We start from the raw sequence: 23443 nt of genomic DNA, 5'->3' as shown, positions 1-23443 counted from the left end.
GCCGGACTCCGCCGCCGTGGTCACTCACCGTCGCGGCGGAGAACGGTGTTCGCCGGAACGGCAAAGAATCTTCCCGCCGCAGCGGCGAGACGTCCGGCGGCGGAGTCCGGCGGTGTCGAACCGGCCGCAACCCACCGAGGATCCCCCACGGCGACCATGGATTGAGACGGTCTCATAACCATTGATGTGTGCCATGGTGGTGACCCGCCATCGCGGCGCAGAATAGCCCCCCAGCGGCGGTACGGGCCCCGCCGCGGCGCACCCGGCGGTGGACCGCGAACGGCCGCGAGGGCCTGAAAGGCCCCCTCGCGGGATGCATTGCGCTTCCCCGCCCGCCACGTAATCGTTACCAACGATTCAAACTCCCTTGCGAGCATCAGTGAATGCAGCCCGCTGTGCCGATCCCTCGCGATCACCGCGACGGACACCCCCACCGGACGCGAGGTCCTGTCCGCGGCACCTCCGACCTGCCGGTTTCACTCCCGACGCGGGAGAATAGGGAGCACCTACCGGAAGTGGAGGAGGCCGGCCCCCTGATGCCTGCTCGTAACCCGTCCCACTCGGCGGACACGCCCTCACTGGGCTCGATCGGGGCCCGTCGAACCCTCGGTGTACCCGATCTGGACGGCGACCCGGACGACGTACCCGATCTCAGCCAGGTGAGCGCTTCCCGTATCACCGCCACGGACACCACCGGCGGCACAAGCACCGCGGAGGCCGCGGCGGAAGCAGATCTTCCGCCCGGTCGTTTCCTGGACCGCGAGCGCAGCTGGCTGGCGTTCAACGAGCGCGTCCTGGAGCTCGCGGAAGACCCCGCGACGCCCCTGCTGGAGCGCGCGAACTTCCTGGCGATCTTCGCCGGGAACCTCGATGAGTTCTTCATGGTGCGCGTCGCCGGTCTCAAGCGGCGGATCGCCACCGGCGTGGCCACCCGGTCCGCGTCCGGGCTGCAGCCCCGCGAGGTGCTGGAGCAGATCTGGAGCCGGTCGCGTGAGCTCATGGCCCGGCACGCCGCCTGCTTCCAGACCGACATCGCGCCCGAACTGTCCGCACACGGCATCCATGTCATCCGCTGGCACGAGCTGACCGAGAAGGAGCAGGCGCGGCTGTTCACCCTGTTCCGTCAGCAGATCTTCCCGGTGCTCACCCCGCTGGCAGTGGATCCCGCACACCCCTTCCCGTACATCTCGGGACTCTCGCTGAACCTGGCCGTGGTGGTGCGGAACCCGGTCAGCGGGCACCAGCACTTCGCCCGGGTGAAGGTGCCACCGCTGCTGCCGCGCTTCCTGGAGGCCGGGCCGCAGCGGTACGTCCCGCTGGAGGACGTGATCGCGGCCCATCTGGAAGAGCTCTTCCCGGGTATGGAGGTGCTCGCGCACCACATGTTCCGGGTGACCCGCAACGAGGACCTGGAGGTCGAGGAGGACGACGCGGAGAACCTGCTCCAGGCGCTGGAGAAGGAACTGATGCGACGTCGCTTCGGTCCACCGGTGCGGCTCGAGGTCGAGGAGTCCATCGACCCGTACGTACTCGACCTGCTGGTACGGGAGTTGAAGATCTCCGACGCCGAGGTGTACCCGCTGCCCGGGCCGCTGGACCTGACCGGCCTGTTCGGCATCGCGTCGCTGGACCGGCCGGAGCTGAAGTACCCGAAGTTCGTCGCGGGCACCCACCGCGACCTGTCCGAGGTCGAGTCCTCCTCGCCGCCGGACATCTTCTCGGCGCTGCGCGAGCGCGACGTCCTGCTGCACCACCCGTACGACTCGTTCTCCACCTCCGTGCAGTCGTTCCTGGAGCAGGCCGCCGCCGACCCGGACGTGCTGGCGATCAAGCAGACGCTGTACCGCACCTCGGAGACCTCGCCGATCGTCGACGCGCTGATAGACGCCGCCGAGTCGGGCAAGCAGGTGCTGGTGCTGGTGGAGATCAAGGCCCGCTTCGACGAGCAGGCCAACATCAAGTGGGCTCGCAAGCTGGAGGAGGCGGGCTGCCATGTCGTCTACGGCCTGGTGGGGCTGAAGACGCACTGCAAGCTGTCGCTGGTGGTCCGTCAGGAAGGCGACGTGCTGCGCCGCTACAGCCATGTCGGCACCGGGAACTACCACCCCAAGACGGCCCGGCTGTACGAGGACCTGGGGTTGCTGACCGCTGACCCACAGGTCGGCGCGGATCTGTCCGACCTGTTCAACCGGCTGTCCGGCTACTCGCGCCGCAACTCCTTCCGCCGTCTGCTGGTGGCGCCGCGCTCGCTGCGCGACGGGCTGATCTCGCGCATCGAGAAGGAGATCGAGCACCAACGTGCCGGACGCCCCGCGTTCGTCCGGATCAAGGTCAACTCCATGGTCGACGAGGCCGTGGTCGACGCGCTGTACCGCGCGTCGATGGCGGGCGTACCGATCGACATCTGGGTGCGCGGCATCTGCGCCATCCGCCCCGGAGTGCCGGGCCTGTCGGAGAACATCCGGGTACGCAGCATCCTGGGCCGATTCCTGGAACACTCAAGGGTGTTCGTCTTCGGCAACGGCGGCGAGCCCGAAGTGTGGCTTGGCAGTGCGGACATGATGCACCGTAACCTCGACCGCAGGATCGAGGCGCTGGTCAAGGTCTCCGACCCGGCACACCGAGCGGCCCTCAACCGCCTGCTGGAAACCGGGGTTTCGGACGACACCGCGTCCTGGCACCTCGGTCCGGACGGCAACTGGACCCGGCACAGCACGGACGCCGAGGGCCGTCCGCTGCGGAACGTACAGGAAATGCTCATCGACGCGCGGAGGCGCCGGCGTGGCCCAGCGACATCCTGACAGCGCTCCGGCTCTCGTCGCCCCGGCCGCCGATCGCACGGCGGGCGAGGTACTTGCCGGATACCTCGGCGAGCACGCGGCCGAGTTCCTCCGAGCGCTGCGACTGCGCACCGAGGACGAGGCGGCCGGGGCGCGGTCGCTGCGCCGCGCCTCGCGCCGGATCAGCGCGGTCCTGCTGACCTACGAGCCGCTGGTCGACCCCGTATGGGCGGAGTCGCTGCGCACGGAACTGCGCTGGCTGTGCGCCACGTTGGCCCGTGAACAGCGCTACGGCGCCGATCTGACCCGACTGCGCACCGCGTTGCACCGGCTCGCCTCCGGTGCGGCGGTCTCCGACCACGATGGCGGAACACTGCCCGGCGACGGCGCGGTCGGCGGGGAGGGCGAGCCGGTAGCGGCGGGAGACGGGCCGCGGCGGCGCGGCGGCGCGGCCGCCGACCACGGCGAGGGGCCGGGTCCCCGTGCCTCCGGACGGGTCGGCGCCCGGCGCGGCCGTGTGCTGCCCTCGCCCGCGACCTCGTCGCCGGAACCGGCCGCCGATCCGTCGGGCCGCGGACCGCTGGCCGCCGGGGCGGCGCGCGCCGGGGCGCTGCTGGAACGACAGCTGACGCTGGCCCGGACCCGGGCCCACTCGGCCACCCTGCAGGCGTTCGGTTCCGCGCGGTTCCACGCGGTCGCCGACGCCGTCGCGCTGCTCGCCTCCGATCCGCCGCTCACCGGCGCCGCGGCGGCGCCCGCCGGCCAACTGCTGTTGCCGCTCGCCGAGCACGCCTACCGGCGGCTGGCCGACGCGGTCGACGCGCTGCCGCTGGCGCTCGCCGGCTACCCGTACAACGCCCATGCCCTGCGGGCGACGCTGGCCGACGCGCCCGCCGACGAGCTGCAGGACGTGCCCTGGCACCAGGTCCGCGGGCTGCTGCGGGTGTGCCGGTACGCACTGGAACCGCTGGCCGAGCCGCCCGCCGGCGTCCCTGATCCGGCCCGGCTGTACGGTGCCGGGCGGACGCTCGACCGGCACCGGGATGCCGCCGATGCCGCCGCGGCCGCCGCGTCGGCTGCCCGTACGCCGCGGATCACCCCGGCCACCGGGTACGCGCTCGGTGTGCTGCACGCCGACCAGCGCGCCGAGGTCGAGGCGGCCCGCTACGCGTTCAGCCGGATCTGGCTGGGCATCGCCCCGGCCACGGCCCCGGCGTCGTAGGACCCCGCACCGTGTAGGACCCCGCGTTCGTCATCAGTCGCAAGCAGCCGTGAAGGAAGTCAATGGGACAGCCCGCCACGCAGACGCCGATCCGTGCCGCCGGCGCGGTGCTGTGGCGTCGATCGCCCGCCTGCGCCCTGGGGCACCGCGAACCCCTCAACCGGGTTGAGATCGCACTGATCCACCGGCCGCGCTACGACGACTGGTCGCATCCGAAGGGGAAGCTGAAGAGCGGTGAGGCCGTCGCCCAGGCCGCGCTGCGCGAAGTGAAGGAGGAGACCGGGATGGACTGCCTGCTCGGTCCCCAGCTGCCCGCTTCGCACTACCTGGTGAACGGACGGCCCAAGGAGGTCCGTTACTGGGCCGCCGAGGTGATCGGCGGCACCTTCATAGAGAACCGCGAGGTGGACCGGCTGGTCTGGCTGCCGCCCGCCGCGGCACGGAACCGTCTGACGCACGAACGGGACCGACCGCTGATCGACGCGCTGATTCGTACGCTGGGCAACATCACGTAATCGGGGCGTACCAGGCCCCGGGGTCGTATGCCACCCCGATGGGCGAGGTTCACCGTGTGTTCACTAACACCCGTCAGCTGCTTCATCTGATCTGCTTACTTTCAGCCGTACCGGTGAACCTCCGTCACCGTGCTCCAGGAAGGAACACTCGAAGGTGAAGCTCACTCGCAAGACCGGACTGCGCTCCCTGGCCGTCGGCGCGATCGCGGTCTCCAGCGCGTTGGTCCTGACGGCCTGCGGCTCGGACAACAACAGCGGCTCCAGCAGCCCGTCGGGCGGCTCGTCCAACGCCGCCGCTTCCATCAAGTGCGGCAGCAAGGCCAACCTGCTCGCCTCTGGTTCCACCGCCCAGAAGAACGCCATGGACGTCTGGGTCAAGAACTACATGCAGGCCTGCTCCGGTTCGCAGATCAACTACAAGCCCACCGGTTCCGGCGCGGGCGTCACCGAGTTCCTGCAGGGCAGCACCGCCTTCGCCGGCTCCGACTCGGCGCTGAAGCCGGACGAGGTCACCAAGTCCAAGTCGGTCTGCAAGAACGGCGGCCAGGGCATAGACCTGCCGATGGTCGGCGGTCCGATCGCGGTGGGCTACAACCTGCCCGGCGTGGACAACCTGGTCCTGGACGCCCCGACGCTGGCGAAGATCTTCGACTCGAAGATCGCCAAGTGGGACGACCCGGCGATCAAGAAGCTCAACCCGAGCGCCAAGCTGCCGTCCTCCTCGATCCAGGCGTTCCACCGCTCGGACGAGTCCGGCACCACGGACAACTTCACCAAGTACCTCAAGGGCGCGGCGGCCAGCGACTGGTCGTACAGCGGTGGCAAGGCCTGGCAGGCCAAGAACGGCCAGTCCGCTCCGCAGTCCTCGGGTGTCGCCGCGCAGGTGAAGCAGACCGCGGGCGCGATCGGCTACTTCGAGCTGTCCTACGCGACCGCCAGCAACATCCCGACGGTCAAGATCGACACCGGCGCCTCCGCCCCGGTCGCGGCCAGCTCTGACGCCGCCTCCAAGATGATCGCGGACGCCAAGGTCGTCGGTACCGGCAACGACATGGCGCTGAAGCTCAACTACGCGACCAAGGCCGACGGTGCCTACCCGCTCACCCTGGTCACGTACGAGATCGCCTGCGACAAGGGCAACAAGCCCGAGACGCTGGACGCCACCAAGGCGTTCCTGAACTACGTCGCGAGCGACGACGGCCAGAAGGGCCTGAGCGGCCAGGGCTACGCCCCGCTGCCCACCGAGATCGCCACCAAGGTCCGCAGCACGATCTCGTCCCTGTCCTGACCCACCGAGACCGCATGGCCGGTCCCGCGCCCGACGCGCGGGGCCGGCCCCATCCGGTGCACCGCCGCCAGGGGCCACAAGCCCCGCCAGACCGGAGCCAAACCCCATGGACATAGTGAATTCACCCGGGGAACACCCCCCGAACTCCCGGCAGCCCGCAGTCACCCGGCTGGGTGACCGGGTCTTTCTTGGCATGTCGCGCGGATCCGGCATCCTGCTGCTGGTGATCATGGCCGCCATCGCGGTCTTCCTCACCGTGCGGGCGATCCACGCGATCTCGCTGGACCACTCCGACTTCTTCACCACGTTCGAGTGGAACGCCAACCTCCAGCCGCCGTCCTTCGGCATCGCCGTGCTCGCCTACGGCACGGTGGTCAGCTCGCTGATCGCGATGATCATCGCCGTACCGGTCTCGGTCGGCATCGCGTTGTTCATCTCGCACTACGCGCCGCGCAAGCTGGCCACGCCGCTGGCGTACCTGGTCGACCTGCTCGCCGCCGTCCCCAGCATCGTCTACGGCCTGTGGGGCGGTCTTTACCTCGTACCGCATCTGCAGGGCCTCAACCTGTGGCTGAACGAGTACCTGAGCTGGACCGGCATCTTCCACAAGTCCGACCCGAGCAGCGCGGCCCGTTCGCTGTTCACCGTCGGGATCCTGCTGGCGATCATGATCGTGCCGATCATCACCAACGTCAGCCGCGAGGTCTTCCGGCAGGTGCCGAAGGCGCACGAGGAGGCGGCGCTCGCGCTGGGCGCGACCCGCTGGGAGGTCGTGCGGATGTCGGTACTGCCGTTCGCCCGCTCCGGCATCATCTCCGCCTCGATGCTGGGCCTCGGCCGCGCGCTCGGCGAGACCATGGCGGTGGCCACCGTGCTGTCCGCCTCGCCGGTGCTCAGCGCCCGGCTGCTGGACCCGGTCGGCGGAACGTTCGCGCAGAACATCGCCGCCAAGTTCGCCGAGGCGGACAACTTCGGCCGTGACGCGCTGATCGCCTCCGGTCTGGTCCTGTTCGTGATCACCCTGCTCGTCAACGGCGCGGCCCGGCTGATCATCGCCCGCCGCAAGGAGTACTCGGGGGCCAACGCATGAGCCACGCCATGACCCAGGACGCGCCCCCCGCCGCGCCGCTGAACTCGCTGCTCTCCCACCGCCGCATGCCGCGCTGGGCCCCGGCCGGAATCGCCGTCGCGGCGATCGCCCTCGGCTCCGGTATCGGCGCGGTCGCCGGACTGGCCAGCAAGCTGCAGTGGTGCCTGATCGCCCTCGTGCTGTTCGTCGCCCTGACGTACCTGATCACCGCCCGTGTCGAGGGCCGTCGCCAGGCCAAGGACCGGGTCGCCACCAGCTTGGTCTGGGCGTGCTTCGTGGTCGCCGTGGTACCGCTGTACTCGCTGCTGCAGACCACCATCAGCAAGGGCGTGAAGGTACTCGACGGCAACTTCCTGGGCCACTCGATGGGCGGTGTCATCACCACCCAGCCGGGCGGCGGCGTCTACCACGCGATCATCGGCACCCTGGAGCAGGTCGCCCTGGCCTCGCTGATAGCGGTGCCGGTCGGGCTGCTGACCGCGATCTACCTGGTGGAGTACGGGCGCGGCAAGCTGGCGAAGGTCGTCACCTTCTTCGTGGACGTGATGACGGGTGTCCCGTCGATCGTGGCGGGCCTGTTCATCCTCGCCTTCTGGATCATCATCCTGGGCTTCGGATACTCGGGCTTCGCCGGTGCGCTCGCGCTGTCGATCCTGATGATGCCGGTGGTCGTCCGCTCGACGGAGGAAATGCTCAAGCTCGTGCCGAACGAGCTGCGCGAGGCGTCGCTGGCACTGGGTGTGCCGAAGTGGCGCACGATAGTCAAGGTCGTACTGCCCACGTCGATCGGCGGCATCCTGACCGGTGTCATGCTGGCCGTGGCCCGCATCGCGGGCGAGACCGCACCGGTGCTGCTGTTGGTCTTCGGCAACCAGTTGATCAACAACGACCCGTTCAACGGCGCCCAGTCCTCGCTGCCGTACTACGTGTACGAGCAGTACACCAACGGCAACGACGCCTCGTTCGACCGGGCCTGGGCTGCCGCCCTGGTGCTGATCGCCTTCGTCATGATCCTGAACCTGGTCGCCAGGGGCATCGCCCGCTGGAAGGCCCCGAAGACCGGCCGCTGAGCCTTACCCAGAAGAGAAGTGATTCACATGGCCAAGCGCATCGACGTCAGCGGCCTTTCCGCCTACTACGGCAACCACCGCGCCATCGAGGACATCTCGATGACCGTGGAGCCGCGTTCCGTGACCGCCTTCATCGGCCCGTCCGGCTGCGGCAAGTCCACCTTCCTGCGCACCTTGAACCGCATGCACGAGGTCACCCCCGGCGGCCGCGTCGAGGGCAAGGTGATGCTGGACGACGAGAACCTGTACGGCGCCGGGGTCGACCCGGTCGCGGTGCGGCGCACCGTGGGCATGGTCTTCCAGCGCCCCAACCCGTTCCCGACCATGTCGATCTACGACAACGTGGCGGCGGGCCTGCGCCTGAACGGCTCGGCACGCAGGAAGTCGGAAATCGACGGCATCGTCGAGAAGTCGCTGAAGGGCGCCAACCTCTGGAACGAGGTCAAGGACCGGCTGAACAAGCCGGGCGCCGGCCTGTCCGGCGGTCAGCAGCAGCGGCTGTGCATCGCTCGGGCGATCGCCGTGGAACCGCAGGTGCTGCTGATGGACGAGCCCTGCTCGGCTCTCGACCCGATCTCGACGCTGGCCATCGAGGACCTGATCGGCGAGCTGAAGGAGCAGTTCACGATCGTCATCGTGACGCACAACATGCAGCAGGCGGCCCGGGTTTCGGACCGTACCGCCTTCTTCAACCTGGCGGGCGTCGGCCAGCCCGGCAAGCTCATCGAGATCGACGAGACGCAGCGGATCTTCTCCAACCCGTCCGTCCAGGCCACCGAGGACTACATCTCCGGTCGCTTCGGCTAGGCCGATGGCGCTCCGGCTGAGCCCCGGAACTGCCTTGCGGTGCTGCATGGCGGTGCCACCGCAAGGCACAGGGCCCGCCCCCTCTTCGGGGGCGGGCCCTTTTTCGCGCGGTTGGGGTGCTGGTCTTCCCGGGGCTCCGCCCCAGCCCCCGAAGGGGGTTCGGGGCACGGCCCCCAAGGGAAAAGCCAACCGCGCTCAGGCAAAGACCAGCTTCACGACCAGATATGCGAGGGCGGCGACGCCCGCAGCGGCCGGCATGGTGATGAACCAGCCGAGGATGATGTTCTTGGCGACGCCCCAGCGGACCGCCTTCACCCGCTTCGTCGCGCCCACGCCCATGATCGACGAGGTGATCACATGCGTGGTCGAGATCGGCGCCTTGAAGATGTACGACGTGATGTAGAGGATCACCGCCGACGTGGTCTCGGACGCGAAGCCCTGCGGCGGATCCAGCTCGATGATCTTGCGGCCGAGGGTCCGCATGATCCGCCAGCCGCCGGCGTACGTGCCCAGCGAGAGCATCAGCGCTGTGACGATCTTCACCCAGATCGGGATGCCGCCGCCGCTCTGGGTACCGGAGATGGTGAGCGCCATCACCACGACACCCATGGTCTTCTGCGCGTCCTGCAGACCGTGGCCGAGCGCCATGCCCGCCGCCGAGACGGTCTGCGCGACGCGGAAGCCGCGCTTGGCCTTGTGCGGATTGGCGCGGCGGAAGAGCCAGAGGATCAGCAGCATCACCAGATAACCGACGATCAGGCCGACGACCGGTGACAGCACCATCGGGATGATGATCTTGTCGATCACGCCCGACCAGTGCACGGTGCTGGCCCCCGCGAGCGCGGCGCCGACCAGACCGCCGAACAGGGCGTGGCTGGAAGACGACGGCAGCCCGAAGTACCAGGTTGCGAGATTCCAGACAATTGCCCCGAGCAGTGCGGCGAACAGGATCGCCATCCCATGTCGGCCGCTCGGCGCCTCGATCAGGCCCTTGCTGACCGTCTGGGCGACCCCGCTGCCCAGGAAGGCGCCCGCCAGGTTCATCACCGCGGCCATCGCCAGCGCCGCCTTGGGCGTCAGCGCCCGGGTGGAGATGGAGGTCGCGATCGCGTTCGCGGAGTCGTGGAAGCCGTTGGTGTAGGTGAAGAAGAGCGCGACGCCGATAACGACGACGAGTGCGAAGGTGTCCACCGGGGTCAGGACTCCTTGACCGCGATGGTCTCCACCGTGTTCGCCACGTGCTCGAACGCGTCGGCGGCCTCTTCCAGCACATCGACGATCTGCTTGAGCTTGAGCACGTCCATGGCCTCGTACTTGCCGTTGAACAGGTGCGCGAGCAGCTTGCGGTGGATCTGGTCCGCCTGGTTCTCCAGACGGTTGACCTCGATCCAGTACTCGGTCAGGTTCTGCATCGTCCGCAGGTTGGGCATCGCCTCGGCGGTCAGCTCCGCAGCCCGCGCGAGTACCTCGATCTGCTGCTCGACGCCCTTCGGAAGCTCCTCGATCTGGTAGAGAACGACCAGGTCAACGGCCTCTTCCATGTAGTCCATGATGTCGTCGAGCGAGCCCGCGAGGCTGTAGATGTCCTCACGGTCGAACGGCGTGATGAAGGACGAGTTCAGCTGATGGAAGATCGCGTGCGTCGCGTCGTCGCCAGCGTGTTCCGCGGCCCGCATCCGGTCGGCGATCTCGGCGCGTGCGGGGGTGTCCGCCCCGAGCAGTTCCATTAGAAGCTTCGAACCTGTGACGATGTTGTCCGCTGACGCGGCGAACATGTCATAGAAGCTCGTCTCCCTGGGGGTCAGACGAAGGCGCACTGGGAGTCCTCTGGGTGCTCTCGGTTCGGTCTCGTCGATGCTAGGTGCATCATCCGGCCACTGCTAAGCGGCGTCCTCCAGTGTCGCCCATAGGGCAGAGTGCTCCATACAGGTGGGTCCCAACCGGGACCGATTCGGTACCATATACCCGCAGGGGGTATAACGGGCACGCGCCAGGACCGGAGGACAAGGGCATGACGGTTGACGACGCGGCGAGCCCTGCGGCGGAAGCCGCCACTCCCGGGACTCCGTCCGCCCCCCAGGGGCCGCACGGCTACGCCAAGCAGAAGGACCAGCACCTCAAGCGGCTGCGCCGGATCGAAGGCCAGGTCCGCGGGCTGCAGCGGATGGTCGAAGAGGACGTCTACTGCATCGACATCCTCACCCAGGTCTCCGCCGGCACGAAGGCGCTGCAGTCCTTCGCACTGCAGCTGCTGGAGGAGCATCTACGGCACTGCGTGGCCGACGCCGCGATTCAGGGCGGCCCGGAAGCGGACGCCAAGGTGGCCGAGGCGACCGCCGCGATCGCACGGCTGCTGAGGTCCTAGGGGGTTCGGGGCTCAACCCGGAACGTGGAGATCACCGCACATCGAGGGCAGCGCAGGCGCTAGCCGCGCAGCGGCACCCGAACCGCACCACCGCCGGCCCGGTCCACCTCGAGCACCTCGTCTATCCGCGCCGTACTCAACCGTTCCTCGCCGACCGCCGATGCCGCGATCATCAACTCGCCGCACAACTCGATCTCGGCGAGGGCCACGCGGTCTTGATGATCCGTCGCCTGGGATCCGCGCGACGACACCATGTGCACCACCTCCTCGTCCAAGAACGCCGGGGTTCCAGAAGTCCAGACTAGGGACCGGCGCGCAGGCGGCGCATGGCACGTAAGGACCATTTCGCCCCGCTCTCGAACGCCGGGTTCCGAGCCTCAGCGCAACCAGGTAGCGTTGTTGTGTGCTCAACCAGCATGAGGACCAGCACATCGAGTCCCCTGCCCACCCCCATCGAACAACCACCATCGAGCGCGGCGCGTTCGCGATGGGCCGCTGCAGCTGCGGCTGGACCGGTCCCGCGCGGCGAGCCCGCGACAGCGCACGACGGGACGCCGCCCTGCACTCCGGCGCGTCGTGATGGCGCGAGTTCATCTGGACTGATGTTTCGGGGCAATTGTCCCTCTTCCATCAGTTATCCCCACTGCGGGCGCACGGTTGCGCCCGAGGGCGGAACCGTTGGCCCGCCGGTTGAAGTCCCCATCCGTAAAACCCCTAGTCAAAGGATGCTGCGGATGGCCGACCGGCGATCACTGCTGCGCGGTAGCGCTGGCCTCGGCCTGGCGGCCGTCGCACTGCCCTCCTGCGCCAGCACCGGGGCGGCGCATGCCACCTCGGCCAGCGCCCGCAACTCGAGCGGCACGAGCCCGGCGGCCGCCGACTGGTCGGCGCTCGCCCGCGGGCTGCACGGCAAGTTGATACGGCCGGGCGACGCGGACTACGACACCGGCCGCAAGCTGTACAACACCCGGTTCGACGGACAGCGCCCGGCCGCCCTCGCCTACATAGCGAACACCGCCGACATAGCGCACTGCCTGTCCTTCGCGCGCCGCACCCACGTCCCGGTGTCCATCCGCAACGGAGGCCATTCATACGCCGGTTGGTCCTCCGGCAACGGCCGACTGGTGATCGACGTCTCCAAGCTGTCGTCGATCTCCGTCTCCGGCGGTGACGCGACGATCGGCGCGGGCGCCAAACTGATCGACGTCTACAACACCCTCGGCGGGCGCGGCGTGACCATACCCGCCGGTTCCTGTCCGACGGTCGGTGTCTCCGGGCTCACCCTCGGCGGCGGGCACGGGGTCACCGCCCGGGCGTATGGGCTGACCTGCGACAGCCTCACGGGCGCGACCCTCGTCACAGCCGACGGCAGGACCATCACGGCGGACGCGCGCAACAACCCGGACCTGTTCTGGGCGCTGCGCGGCGCGGGCAACGGCAACTTCGGCGTGGTCACCGAACTGCGCTTCCGCACCCACCCGGCGCCCGCCTGCGTCACCGCCTACCTGACCTGGCCCTGGTCGAAGGCGGCCGCGGCGATCAGCGCCTGGCAGGAGTGGGGTCCTGACCTGCCGGACGAGATCTGGTCGTCGCTGCATCTGGACTGCGCGGCCGGTGGCTCGCCCACGCTCTCACTCGCCGCCTTCTCCCTCGGCTCGTACTCCGACCTGCAGAACGCGGTGGACCGGCTGGCCTCCCGGATCGGCGGCCAGGCGAAGAGCGTCTCGCTGCGCCGCCACGCATACCTGGACGCGATGAACTCCTACGCGGGGTGCACCGACCGTACGCCCACCCAGTGCCATCTGCCGGGGCGCACCCCGGGGCGCACGCCGACCGGTCAGCTGGACCGCGAGACCTACACCGCGCGCTCCGACTTCTACGACCGTTCGCTGTCCGCCGCGGGCGCCGCCGCCCTGGTGGCGCAGGTGGAGCGGTTGCGGTCGACGTCCGGCGGCGGCGCGGGCAGTGCCGCGCTGACCGCGCTCGGCGGTGCGGTGAACCGGGTGGCGCCGGGGGCGACCGCGTTCGTCCACCGCGGTTCGCGGTTCCTCGCGCAGTACATCGCCTCGGGGCCGCTCAGCGGCACCGGCTGGCTGGACGGCATGCACCAGGCGATGCGCCCGTACGCCTCCGGCGCGGCCTACCAGAACTACATCGACCCGACGTTGACCGACTGGCGCCGCGCCTACTACGGCTCGGCCGCCGATCGCCTGGCCACGGTCAAGCGGCAGTACGACCCGAACCGCCTCTTCGACTTCCCGCAGGCGATCTAGGGCCCAGCGGGCCTCGCCGCCGCGGTGTCAGGCGGCGAGGTCCTTGTCGCACGTGGTCGGCTCCGGGTACGGCTCACCCCGTACCGCCGGCTTGCGCACCGGCTTGGCGGAGCGCACCAGGGCGCCCGCCCGGGTCCGGCCGAGCGCCGTCATCAGCGGCCCGAGCAGCAGCATGGCCAGCGGGGCGAGCAGCAGGGCGGTCGCGGTGCCCAGCGCGAAGCCGCCGATCACATCGGTCGGATAGTGCACGCCCACGAAGACCCGGGTGAACCCTTCGAGCATCGCGAGGGCGATACCGGTCAGCCCCGCCCTGCGGTTGACCATGAACAGGCCGACACCGACCGCCATCGTCAGCGCCGAACGATCACTGACGAACGAGAAGTCGGAACCGCCGTGGATCAGCAGATCGAGGCGCGGATGGTCGACGTACGGCCGGGAGCGCTGCACCAGGCCACGGACCGGGATGTTCAGCAGCACCGCGATCGCGGCGGCGAGCCCGGACCACAGCACGCCCGCGACCGCTGACGGGGCGTCATCCCCCTGCCGCCGGGCGACGCGCCACCAACTCCACAGCGCCAGCAGCGCCATCGCCGCGATCAGCCCGTACTCTCCGAGGAACTCGACGGTGTGGTCCAGCCAACCGGGTGAGTTGCGGGCCAGGTCGTTGATGTTGTAGAGCAGACCGACGTCGGGGTTCTGGCCGTCGAACGCGAGCTCGTTCATAGTGAGCCACCCCTTTGCCTAGTAGCCGATCGTCGGTCGCGCACCAACCCCCGCTGTCGGCACTGTTCGTTCGTCGTTCCATTGAACGGGCAACACGGTGGGAAGCGTTCCGCCCTTACCGGAAGATCACCAGGAAGTTATACAAGGGAGACTCCGACGGGCATACCAACGGCCACGGCTTGACCGTCGGTCACTGCTGCCCGTCAGTGCGACGGCGACGGTGTCGGTAGCGCCTGCGCCCCGGCCTGCGTCACCCGTGTCGCACCGATGTAGTCCGGAATGTCGATCGGGTCGAACCGGATGCTCGCGCCCGTGTGCGGGGCGTCGATCATATAGCCGCCGCCGACGTAGATCCCCACGTGATGGATGCTGCGCGGATCCTTCAGATCGGTGGCGAAGAACACCAGGTCGCCCGGAAGCAGTTCATTACGGCCGGGATGCGGCCCTGCGTTCCACTGGTCGTTGGCCACCCGCGGCAGCTCGATGCCCACCGACTGGTACGCGGCCTGCGTCAACCCCGAACAGTCGAACCGCCCGTTGTCCGCGGCCGTTCCGGTACCGCCCCACAGATACGGCGTGCCGAGCCTCGACTGCGCGAACTCGATTGCACCGGCTGCCTGCTGCGTGGGCGGAACCCGGCCGACCGGCGCCGAGAAGCTCTGCGCGAGGGTGCGGATCGACTTCACATAGCCCTGCGTCTCGCTGTACGGCGGCACACCCTGGGCCTGGATGACCGCGTACGCGCCCGCGTTGTAGGCGGCCAGCATGTTGTCGGTGTTGTCGCCCGGCACGCTCTTGACGTCCTGGGCCAGTTGGCAGTCGTACGCGGCGGCGGACGGGATCGCGTCGGCCGGATCCCACACGTTGGGCTTGCCGTCACCCTTGGCGTCGATCCCGTGCGCCGCCCAGGTGTCGGGCATGAACTGGGCGATACCCTCCGCCCCGACACCGCTGCGGGCGTTCGGATCCCAGCCGCTCTCCTGATACAACTGTGCCGCCAGCAAAGGGGGGCTGATGGCGGGACACATGGTGCCGTACCGCTCCACCAGCGACTGGTAGGCAGCGGGCACCGCACCCGGCGCGAGACCGACCGCGCCACCCCCTCCGAACAGCGAGGCGGCCGCCGAGTAGGTACCGATGACCAGCAGCGCGAGGAACGAAAAGCACACCCCGGCCACGATGATGACGATGAGCCAGGCCTTCCGCACAGTCCCGCCCAAGACGGCGTCCCTCCCTCACCCCACTGCCGGTTCGTTGCTCTGCGCTACCGACCGTGATACACACAGTAATGACTACCGTAGGGTTCACAGTCGCCCCGGGGCCCCGTTCAGACACCGGCCTGGGCCCCAGTGTGACCGTCAAGTCGCGAATCACACGGGGAATCCACCGAGAAAGTCGCTCAGTCGACATCCAGCGGCGGCATTGTCAGCCAATATAGAGTCTGGATCCCTGCGCCTCCGCAAGGATCCCAACTGATCATGCGGGGCGGTGAGTTATCCATGTTCCTGGCAGCCGGCAAAGGCGACATCAACACCATCATTGGCGGTATCGCGCCAAACTGGGGTCCCTTCGGCAACCTCGGGAACGAGGCACGGGTGATGGTCGAGGTGGTGATGGCGGTAGCCATCCTGCTCTGTCTGGCCATCGCGATCTGGGGCGCGGCCAAACAACGGATCGGCGCTACCGCGCTGCGCGATACGTTCAGTGCCGAGCAGGGTAAGGGTCTGATCATCGCCGGGCTGACCGGCGTGTTCATCATCGGCTCGCTCGGCACCCTGTTCACGATCGTGTACGGGATGGCGGTCTAGCCGCACCCGCGCCCCCAACGCCTACGTACGCCCCCAAAGGGCCCGTCCCCGGCCCCCACTCCCCCATCTAGGCTGCGTGCTGATGCCCACTCACCCGAGCCACCATGACCCTGACGACCTCGCCGCCACCACGACCAGGACCCGGCTACCCGAAGGCGAGTCCACCGGTCCGGCGGCCGGTCGCCGCCCCGTCCGCTCCTCGCGGACACTGGTGACCGTCGTCGGCGTGGTCGTGCTCCTCATCGCGGCGCTCGCCTTCGCCACGCGGGGATCGGGCGGCGGCTCCGGCAACGACGGTGCCAAGGGCGGCCAGGCGGCGCCCACCACACCGACCGGCGACCGCCCGGTGGCCGGAAAGACGGCGGGCATCGCAAGCGGATTCCCGAAGACGGAGGAAGGGGCACAGTCGGCGGCAGCGAACTACGCTGTCGCGCTGGGCGGTGACGGGATGTTCAAGGCGGCTAGACGCCATGAGATCGTCAGCGCCGTCGCCGATCCCTCGACACTCGACAAGCTGCAGGGGGGTTACGAGGCGGCATACTCAGCGGCTTTCCTACACTCGATCGGCTTGAACCAGGACGGTGCCGCCCCAAGCGGTGAGACGTTCGTCAACCGCACGATCCCGATCGGCGTCAAGCTCACGAACTTCACCGGCGACACCGCCGACGCCTCCGTCTGGTGCACCGGCATCTTCGGACTGGCAGGAGAGGCGTCCACAAAACCCGTCACCCAGAGTTGGTTCACCGTCACCTTCAAGCTGAAGTGGGACGGCTCCGACTGGAAGGTCCTGGCGACCGACCAGACAAAGGGCCCGACACCGATCAGCGGTGACAATCCGGTCTCCACCGCCAACGAGATCGCTGGCGCCGTCCAAGGGTACGGAGGGTTCACGTATGCCCGTTAACCGTCCACGGGCCCGTGGACTCATCAGCGCTCTGATGGCGGTTCAAACCGCCCTGGTGCTCGTGGCCAGCCGCGCCGCAGCCGCCCCGTCCCCCAAACCAACTCCAAGCTCGAGCCCCAGCACCAGCCCGTCCAGCGATCCTTGCTCGGCAATCTCCGGTGTGGCACGCCAGTACTGCCAGGGCGGTACTGGCGGCGGCTCCACCCAGCCCTCCGACGGTCTCACCTCCACCCTCGACCCCCTCTCCTCCCTGGCCAAGGGCTGCGCCGACGCCGCCTCATGGATCATCGGGAAGCTGAGTCACCAGATCAACTCCACCTCCCAGGTGGACTTCACCAACCCCACCTTCCTGCGCCAGTACGCCGTCGTCTTCGCCGCCTCCACGATCCTCACCCTCGTGCTGTGGCTGCTCGCCGTCGCCAAGCGGGCGGTGCGCGGCGTGCCGCTCACCGAGGCGCTGACCGAAGCCGTCGGGTTCCTCTGGCTCACCGTGCTGGCATCCGCCTTCACCCCGCTCGTCCTCTACACCGTCGTCTCGGCCGTCGACGCCGTCACCCAGGTGATCGGATCCGGAACCGGCGCCCACACGGATGTGTTCTTCGGCGCGTTCTCCGACGCGCTCAAGAAGGGCAACAGCATCGGCGGCGGCCCGATCATGCTGATCGTCGTCTCACTCGTTTCGGTGCTCGCCGCCGGCGTCCTGTGGATGGAACTCGTCATCCGCGCCGCCCTCCTCTACGTCGGCGCGCTCCTCGGCACCGCCGTCTACGCGGGCCTGGTCGACAAGAACATGTGGCACCACGTGCGGCGTTGGGCCGGGGTCATGATCGCGGTGATCCTGGTGAAGCCGGTCATTGTGATCGTCCTCGGCCTCGCCGGTGCGCTGTCCGGTTCCGGCGGCCCCACGTCGTTCTCCGCCGTGGTCTCCGGCCTGGCCATCATCTTCCTGGCCATCTTCGCCAGCGCGATGATCTACCGCTTCGTACCGGGATTCGGCGACGACGTGGTCAAGCTGCGCGGCGACCACAAGGCCGCCGGAAACCCGGCGGCCGCCCTGATCTCCTCACCCGCCGCCCTGGTGAAGCAGGGCATCAAGACCCACAGCACCCGCGACGGCTCCCAGGAGCAAGCCGCGAGCGGCGGCGGTACGCAGCCCGCCGGTGCCGTCTCCGGCGGCATCGCCGCCCACGGCACCCGCGGCGGCAGCAACGCCCCGGCCACCCCTCCGGCCCAGGCGTCCGGCCGCGCCCCCTCGCCACCCGCACCACGCACGTCAGACCGTAAGAACGGAGGGGGCAGGCCGTGACAACCCAGCCGATCGCCCAGCGCCGCACCTATCTCATCGGCAAGGCGCGCCCGAACGCCATCGTCGGCAAGAACCGTCAGACCGGCGAGATCGCGCTGCTGGTCATCGGCGCGTTCATCGGCATGGTGTGGGGGCTGGCGATCACCATCCTGCCGCTGCGCATCGCCGGGTTGGTCGGCTTCCCCGTACTGGCCTTCGCCGCGGTCTTCATGCCGTACCGGGGCCGCACCTTCTACCGCTGGTTCGAGATCAACCGCACCTACCGCCGCACCCTGCGCAGCAGCGCCGTCTACCGGTCGGCCGCCTCCGAGGCGGGCATCAGCCTCGACGGGCGGGAAGTGGAGATCGGCCCGCCACCCGGCATCGGCCAGATCAGCTGGCTGGCCGCGCCCTTCGGGCCGGACGAGATCGCCGTCCTGCTCCACCTCGACCGGCGCACCGTCACCGCCGCCATCGAGATCGAGGGCCCCGGCGTCGGCCTACGCGACAGCGAGGACCAGGAGGCGCTGGTGGAACGCTTCGGCACACTGCTGAAGCATGTCGCCAACGGAGACGGCTTCGTGACCCGGCTGCAGATGCTGGCCCGCACCCTGCCCGCCGACCCCGACGCCCACGCCAAGGACGTTGCCCAGCGCGGTGACAACAACGCCCCGGCCTGGCTCCAGACCTCGTACGACCAGCTCCAGTCGATGGTCTCCACCTCGTCAGAGCAGCACCGCGCCTACCTCGTCGCCTGTATGCACTACACCCGCGATCTGGCCGCCGAGGCGCACGCCATGGCCAAGGCCACCGGCCACAGCCGTGACGAAGGCCTGGCCATCGTCATGGCCCGAGAGCTCAACGACATCTGTGCGCGCCTCACGGAGGCCGACATCCGGGTCCGTCAGCCGCTCGGCCAGGCCCGCCTCGCCTCGCTGCTGCACTCGATGTACGACCCGGACCACCCCATCGACCACATCCAGGCGATGACCCGCCGCAACGCCTGGCCCGCCGAACTCGACGCCACCCAGCCCACCTACCTGCAGGCCAAGACCCGTGAGTCGGCCACCAGGGCGCCCTGGTGCCACGCCACCGCCTGGGTCAAGGAGTGGCCGCTGACCCCGGTCGGCGTCAACTTCCTGGCCCCGCTGCTCGTCCACACTCCGGACGTGATCCGTACGGTCGCGGTGACCATGGACCTGGAGCCGACCGATGTGGCGATCGAGCGGATGCTGACCGAGAAGACCAACGACGACGCCGAGGCCAGCCGGGCCGCCAAGATGAACCGGGTCGTCGACCCGCGCGACGTCGCCCACCACACCCGCGTCGACCAGCGCGGCGAGGACCTCGCCTCCGGCGCCGCCGGAGTGAACCTGGTCGGCTACATCACCGTCTCGGCCCGCTCGCCCGAGGCACTGGCGCGTGACAAACGCACCATTCGCGCCTCCGCGGGCAAGAGCTATCTGAAACTGGAATGGTGCGACCGCGAGCACCACCGGGCGTTCGTCAACACCCTGCCGTTCGCGACCGGAATCCGCCGCTGAGGGGATGGCCATCATGCACAGCACCAGCCGCCCCGCTGGTAGTCGGTAAGGAGAGCGCGCCATGGCCATGCTGGATCCGATCTCCGCCCTCACCGACGCCTTCACCAGTCTCCTCTTCGGCAAGGTGGAGACCACCCGCCTGCCGGTCCGGACCTCGACCGGCCAGGCACAGGCCGTCTACCTGCCGACCGCGGCTCCCGGCCTCGGCGACTCCGGCGTGATCATCGGCCGCGAGGTGTACTCCGGCAAGGGCTACATCTACGACCCGTTCCAGCTCTACGGGCAGCAACTCCCCGCCCCGCACTGGCTCGTCCTCGGCGAGTCCGGCAACGGCAAGTCGGCCCTGGAGAAGACCTACGTCCTACGGCAACTGCGGTTCCGTGACCGCCAGGTCGTGGTCCTGGACGCGCAGGGCGAAGACGGGGTCGGCGAATGGAACCTCATCGCCCAGCAGTTGGGGATAACCCCCATCCGGCTCGACCCCATGTCCGCCCTGGACGGCGGCATCAAGCTCAACCCGCTGGACCCGTCGATCACCACGACGGGCCAGTTGGCGCTGCTGCGTACGATCATCGAGGTCGCGATGGGCCGCGGCCTGGACGAACGATCGGGCTTCGCGCTCAAGGTCGCGCACGCCCACGCGGTGGGGTCCGTCACCGAACGCCAGCCCATCCTGACCGACATCGTGGAGCGACTGCGCCACCCGGCCGAGGTGTCGGCGGAGTCGATGAACGTCGACATAGACGATGTACGGGCCTGGGGCCTGGACGTGGCGCTGGTACTCGACCGCCTGGTCGACGGCGACCTGCGCGGCATGTTCGACGGTCCGACCACGGCCGGCATCGACCTTGACGCCCCGCTGATCGTCTTCGACCTGTCGCACATCGACCGCAACTCGATCGCCATGCCCATCCTGATGGCGATCGTCGGCGTCTGGCTGGAACACACCTGGATCAGGCCTGACCGGGTCAAGCGCATCTTCCTGGTGGAAGAGGCCTGGCACATCATCAACAGCCCGTTCGTCGCCCAACTCTTCCAGCGGCTGCTGAAGTTCGGCCGCCGACTCGGCCTGTCGTTCGTCGCCGTCGTCCACCATCTGTCCGACGTGGTCGACGGGGCGGCGGCCAAGGAGGCCGCGGCGATCCTCAAGATGGCGTCCACGCGCACGGTCTACGCCCAGAAGGCGGACGAGGCCCGCGCGACGGGACGCGTCCTGGGCCTGCCACGCTGGGCCGTCGAGATCATCCCGACCCTGACGCCCGGCATCGCGGTATGGGACGTCAACGGGAACGTCCAGGTCGTCAAACACCTCATCACCGAAGCCGAACGCCCACTGGTCTACACCGACCGGGCGATGACCGAGGCCTCCAACACCATGGAGCGCACAGAGGCAGAGGTGGCCTTGGAGAAACAACTCGCCGACGACGCGGTGGCGTGACGAGTAAGGGCATGAACGGGTGAAGGCATGACGGAACAGCGCCGCGAACGCGGCATCCCGGACGGCCTTCTGGTCGCCGTCATCGGCCTCCTGCTGGGCGTGACGGTGCTGGTGTGGACCGGCACCGGACTCGCCGGGCTCGTCACCCACGGGCACTGGCCGCACAACCTGCACTTCACGCGGACGCCGGTGGCCATGCGCGAGCTGATCAGCCACCCGGCCGACCTGACTGCCGCATGGCAGCAGGTCCCGGCCGACGACCTGCCCCGCCCCGGGCTGTTCTGGGGCGTCTTCATCGGCGAAGTACTGGTTTTGCTCGTGCTGGCGGGGTTCGGCATCGGTACGGTGACCCGCTACCGCGCCGTACGCGCGGCAGCGCGGCAGGCGAAGACCGCGCACCCGGCCGGTCGGCCCACCCCGCTGCCCCGGCAGAAACGCGGAGAGCCGGTGCCGCGGACCGCGGTAGAAGCCATGCCGGACGAACCCGGACCGGCGGCCGAAACGGCACAGGTGGCCGAACGGGCCGGCAGCGAACCGGAAGTGCCGCTGCCGGTACCGGCTGAGGCGCCAACAGCAGCGACAGCCGCCGCGCCACCCCCCGACCGGCTCCCCGACGGTCAACTCGTCGGCACTCACGTGCTGTTCGCCAGCCCGCGCGGCAGCGACAAGGGCAAACGGATCATCCAGCCCACCGTCCTCGACGCCGAGGGCCCGGTACTCATCACCTGCCCCGACGAGCAGACGTGGCAGCAGACCGTCGGCACCCGCGGCAAACTCGGGCCGGTCCATCTCTTCGACCCGGAACACCTGGTCGACGCCCCGGGCCGGTTGCGCTGGGCTCCGCACAATGGCTGCCAGGACCCCGCCACCGCCGCCTCCCGCGCCCGTGCGCTGCTCGCACCACTGCGTACCCACGATGTGACCACCAACGACGCCGCGGTGACCCTGCTGCGCTGCTGGTTGCACGCGGCCGCCATTGACGGCCAGCCGTTCCGGCAGCTGCACCGCTGGGCATCCGGGTCCGGCGCAGCCGATCCGGTACGCATCCTGCGCACCGCCCGTGACGCGGCGTCCGGCTGGAGCGGCGAACTGGAAGCCACCCTGCACGCCCACCCCGAACGCCGCGACACCGCACAGGCCCTCATCCAGCAGGCCCTGTCCGGCCTCAACTCCATTCACATCAGGGACGCTTGCAACCCGGGGCGGGCCGATGGGCTGGATCTGGAATCGTTTGTGAACGAGCGGGGAACGCTGTATGTAGTGGGTGAGCCGCGCGAGGACCCGCGCGCCCACCCGGGTGCGATGCCCCTGCTCACCGCACTCGTTTCAAGCGTGGTCGAGCACGGCCGGCGCATGGCCGCAAGGTCATCCCCCGGTCGGCTCGACCCACCAATGACCTGTGTCTTCGACGACATCGCAACGCTGGCACCGATCCCCGAGCTGCCCGCGCTGATGGCCGAAGGCCCCGCAGCCGGTATCCCGGTGCTCGCCGTGCTGCGCTCCGAGGAGCAGGCAAGGCACCGCTGGCCGCGGCAGGAGGCCGAGTCCATCTGGCGGTCGGCCACCTCCCGGCTGGCCGAGGGACGTTAGCGCAACGGTCAGCGCGGACGCGCAAGCTCCATCTCGTACCCGGTGAGGGAGCGATCCGGCGGATGCGGCGCCGACACACCGGTCTTGCCGAACCCGAGCCGGGTGTAGAAGGCGAACGCCCGCGGATTCGCATCGGTCACCCACAACCGCACCCGCTCGACTTCCTGTTGCCGCCACGACCACTCAACGGCCGCCCGCAGCAACCGCTCAGCAGTACCGCCGCCCCGCACCTCAGGCCGTACGTACATCCCGACGACATGGGCCTGCGGGATCGGATACTCAGTGCCGGTCTCCATCAGCACGGTCGCTGAACCGACCCAGACGCCGTTGGTGTCCTCGGCCACGAATCCGGTGCCGCGCTGGGCGCGGAGCTGCCACTCCTCGTCGGTCAGCGCCGCCTCTCGCTGGTAGGTCGAGCCGAAGGCGAGGTGCGCGATCGGGTCGCTCAGCGCCTCAAGGCGAAGCTCTCTGATCCGCTGCCACTCATCAGGTCCCGCTGTCCGGATGCCATATCCCATTCGGGGATCATCGCACCGGGTGGCGGAACGGGACAACGCAAAAAAGCCGTTCTCCCGGGGCCCTCAACAGGGCCCGGGAGAACGGCTGTTCACAATTTGTTCGGCGGTGTCCTACTCTCCCACAGGGTCCCCCCTGCAGTACCATCGGCGCTGAAAGGCTTAGCTTCCGGGTTCGGAATGTAACCGGGCGTTTCCCTAACGCTATGACCACCGAAACACTATG

At 69.0% G+C, this 23443-nt stretch carries 22 protein-coding genes and 1 rRNA gene; 16 read left to right on the top strand and 7 right to left on the bottom strand.

All coding sequences use genetic code 11. The annotated features are described in order from the left end of the window. Positions 1-536: 536 nt before the first annotated feature. The 7 genes from P2L57_RS27490 (at position 537) to pstB (ending at position 8772) form a co-directional block, all read left to right on the top strand. A complete protein-coding gene (locus tag P2L57_RS27490; RefSeq protein ID WP_275818779.1) occupies positions 537-2801 on the top strand; it encodes an RNA degradosome polyphosphate kinase in 2265 nt (754 codons plus the stop codon). Beyond that, the gene (locus P2L57_RS27485) at positions 2782-4002 is read left to right on the top strand and encodes a CHAD domain-containing protein (protein ID WP_275818778.1); all 1221 of its coding nucleotides are present in this window, start codon (positions 2782-2784) and stop codon (positions 4000-4002) included. Before P2L57_RS27490 ends, P2L57_RS27485 begins: the two co-directional genes overlap by 20 nt. 62 nt (positions 4003-4064) lie before the next feature. After that, a complete protein-coding gene (locus P2L57_RS27480) occupies positions 4065-4517 on the top strand; it encodes an NUDIX hydrolase (protein ID WP_275818777.1) in 453 nt (150 codons plus the stop codon). A gap of 154 nt (positions 4518-4671) precedes the next feature. Continuing rightward, positions 4672-5805 (top strand): phosphate ABC transporter substrate-binding protein PstS, encoded by a 1134-nt coding sequence (gene pstS, locus P2L57_RS27475; protein ID WP_275818776.1) that lies wholly within the window; start codon positions 4672-4674, stop codon positions 5803-5805. 106 nt (positions 5806-5911) lie between these two features. Next, a complete protein-coding gene (gene pstC, locus P2L57_RS27470) occupies positions 5912-6895 on the top strand; it encodes a phosphate ABC transporter permease subunit PstC (protein WP_275818775.1) in 984 nt (327 codons plus the stop codon). Further along, positions 6892-7965: a phosphate ABC transporter permease PstA gene (gene pstA, locus P2L57_RS27465; protein WP_275818774.1), complete on the top strand. Its 1074-nt coding sequence runs from the start codon at positions 6892-6894 to the stop codon at positions 7963-7965. Before pstC ends, pstA begins: the two co-directional genes overlap by 4 nt. A gap of 27 nt (positions 7966-7992) precedes the next feature. Beyond that, entirely contained in the window at positions 7993-8772 is a 780-nt protein-coding gene (gene pstB / locus P2L57_RS27460) for a phosphate ABC transporter ATP-binding protein PstB (protein ID WP_275818773.1), read from the top strand. A 195-nt stretch (positions 8773-8967) separates the two neighbouring features. Here the strand turns inward: pstB and P2L57_RS27455 are convergent, their stop codons facing one another. Together P2L57_RS27455 and P2L57_RS27450 are read right to left on the bottom strand one after the other, a co-directional pair. Next, positions 8968-9963 (bottom strand): inorganic phosphate transporter, encoded by a 996-nt coding sequence (locus P2L57_RS27455; protein WP_275818772.1) that lies wholly within the window; start codon positions 9961-9963, stop codon positions 8968-8970. A 5-nt stretch (positions 9964-9968) separates the two neighbouring features. Continuing rightward, complete coding sequence (locus P2L57_RS27450) at positions 9969-10589, bottom strand: DUF47 domain-containing protein (protein WP_275818771.1); 621 nt, start codon at positions 10587-10589, stop codon at positions 9969-9971. 194 nt (positions 10590-10783) lie between these two features. On the opposite strand from P2L57_RS27450, the gene P2L57_RS27445 reads away from it, so the two are divergent. Continuing rightward, positions 10784-11137 carry a metal-sensitive transcriptional regulator gene (locus P2L57_RS27445; protein ID WP_275818770.1) on the top strand — a complete coding sequence of 118 codons (354 nt, stop codon included), beginning with the start codon at positions 10784-10786 and terminating at the stop codon, positions 11135-11137. 59 nt (positions 11138-11196) lie between these two features. Here P2L57_RS27445 and P2L57_RS27440 read toward each other — a convergent pair whose 3' ends face one another. Beyond that, a complete protein-coding gene (locus tag P2L57_RS27440) occupies positions 11197-11391 on the bottom strand; it encodes a hypothetical protein (protein ID WP_275818984.1) in 195 nt (64 codons plus the stop codon). Between the two features lie 149 nt (positions 11392-11540). Here P2L57_RS27440 and P2L57_RS27435 point away from each other — a divergent pair, with 149 nt between their 5' ends. Continuing rightward, positions 11541-11717 carry a hypothetical protein gene (locus P2L57_RS27435; protein ID WP_275818769.1) on the top strand — a complete coding sequence of 59 codons (177 nt, stop codon included), beginning with the start codon at positions 11541-11543 and terminating at the stop codon, positions 11715-11717. A gap of 154 nt (positions 11718-11871) precedes the next feature. Next, positions 11872-13410 carry an FAD-binding oxidoreductase gene (locus P2L57_RS27430; protein ID WP_275818768.1) on the top strand — a complete coding sequence of 513 codons (1539 nt, stop codon included), beginning with the start codon at positions 11872-11874 and terminating at the stop codon, positions 13408-13410. 27 nt (positions 13411-13437) lie between these two features. Here the strand turns inward: P2L57_RS27430 and P2L57_RS27425 are convergent, their stop codons facing one another. Further along, a complete protein-coding gene (locus P2L57_RS27425) occupies positions 13438-14133 on the bottom strand; it encodes a phosphatase PAP2 family protein (RefSeq protein ID WP_275818767.1) in 696 nt (231 codons plus the stop codon). 203 nt (positions 14134-14336) lie between these two features. Further along, a complete protein-coding gene (locus tag P2L57_RS27420) occupies positions 14337-15341 on the bottom strand; it encodes a C40 family peptidase (protein ID WP_275818982.1) in 1005 nt (334 codons plus the stop codon). Positions 15342-15632: 291 nt separating this feature from the next. Here P2L57_RS27420 and P2L57_RS27415 point away from each other — a divergent pair, with 291 nt between their 5' ends. The 6 genes from P2L57_RS27415 to P2L57_RS27390 all read left to right on the top strand — a co-directional run bounded on the left by P2L57_RS27415 (position 15633) and on the right by P2L57_RS27390 (position 22702). Beyond that, complete coding sequence (locus P2L57_RS27415; protein ID WP_255932164.1) at positions 15633-15941, top strand: DUF8827 family protein; 309 nt, start codon at positions 15633-15635, stop codon at positions 15939-15941. An 82-nt stretch (positions 15942-16023) separates the two neighbouring features. Further along, a complete protein-coding gene (locus P2L57_RS27410) occupies positions 16024-16845 on the top strand; it encodes a hypothetical protein (protein WP_275818766.1) in 822 nt (273 codons plus the stop codon). After that, on the top strand, positions 16835-18151 hold the full coding sequence (locus tag P2L57_RS27405; RefSeq protein ID WP_275818765.1) for a hypothetical protein: 1317 nt from the start codon (positions 16835-16837) through the stop codon (positions 18149-18151). The genes P2L57_RS27410 and P2L57_RS27405 overlap by 11 nt, the downstream gene beginning before the upstream one ends. After that, the gene (locus P2L57_RS27400; protein WP_275818764.1) at positions 18148-19674 is read left to right on the top strand and encodes an SCO6880 family protein; all 1527 of its coding nucleotides are present in this window, start codon (positions 18148-18150) and stop codon (positions 19672-19674) included. Before P2L57_RS27405 ends, P2L57_RS27400 begins: the two co-directional genes overlap by 4 nt. A 67-nt stretch (positions 19675-19741) precedes the next feature. Continuing rightward, complete coding sequence (locus P2L57_RS27395) at positions 19742-21112, top strand: ATP-binding protein (protein WP_275818980.1); 1371 nt, start codon at positions 19742-19744, stop codon at positions 21110-21112. 27 nt (positions 21113-21139) lie between these two features. Further along, positions 21140-22702 (top strand): type IV secretory system conjugative DNA transfer family protein, encoded by a 1563-nt coding sequence (locus P2L57_RS27390; RefSeq protein WP_275818763.1) that lies wholly within the window; start codon positions 21140-21142, stop codon positions 22700-22702. Between the two features lie 8 nt (positions 22703-22710). Here P2L57_RS27390 and P2L57_RS27385 read toward each other — a convergent pair whose 3' ends face one another. After that, the gene (locus tag P2L57_RS27385) at positions 22711-23220 is read right to left on the bottom strand and encodes a GNAT family N-acetyltransferase (RefSeq protein WP_275818762.1); all 510 of its coding nucleotides are present in this window, start codon (positions 23218-23220) and stop codon (positions 22711-22713) included. A 98-nt stretch (positions 23221-23318) separates the two neighbouring features. Further along, a 5S ribosomal RNA gene (gene rrf, locus P2L57_RS27380) occupies positions 23319-23435 on the bottom strand. Between the last annotated feature and the right edge of the window lie 8 nt (positions 23436-23443).

This window comes from Streptantibioticus ferralitis (assembly GCF_029223525.1).
GTDB lineage: Bacteria > Actinomycetota > Actinomycetes > Streptomycetales > Streptomycetaceae > Streptantibioticus_A > Streptantibioticus_A ferralitis.
The sequence above is the reverse complement of the archived record's forward strand: the minus strand, read 5'-3'. Positions and strand labels throughout refer to the sequence as shown.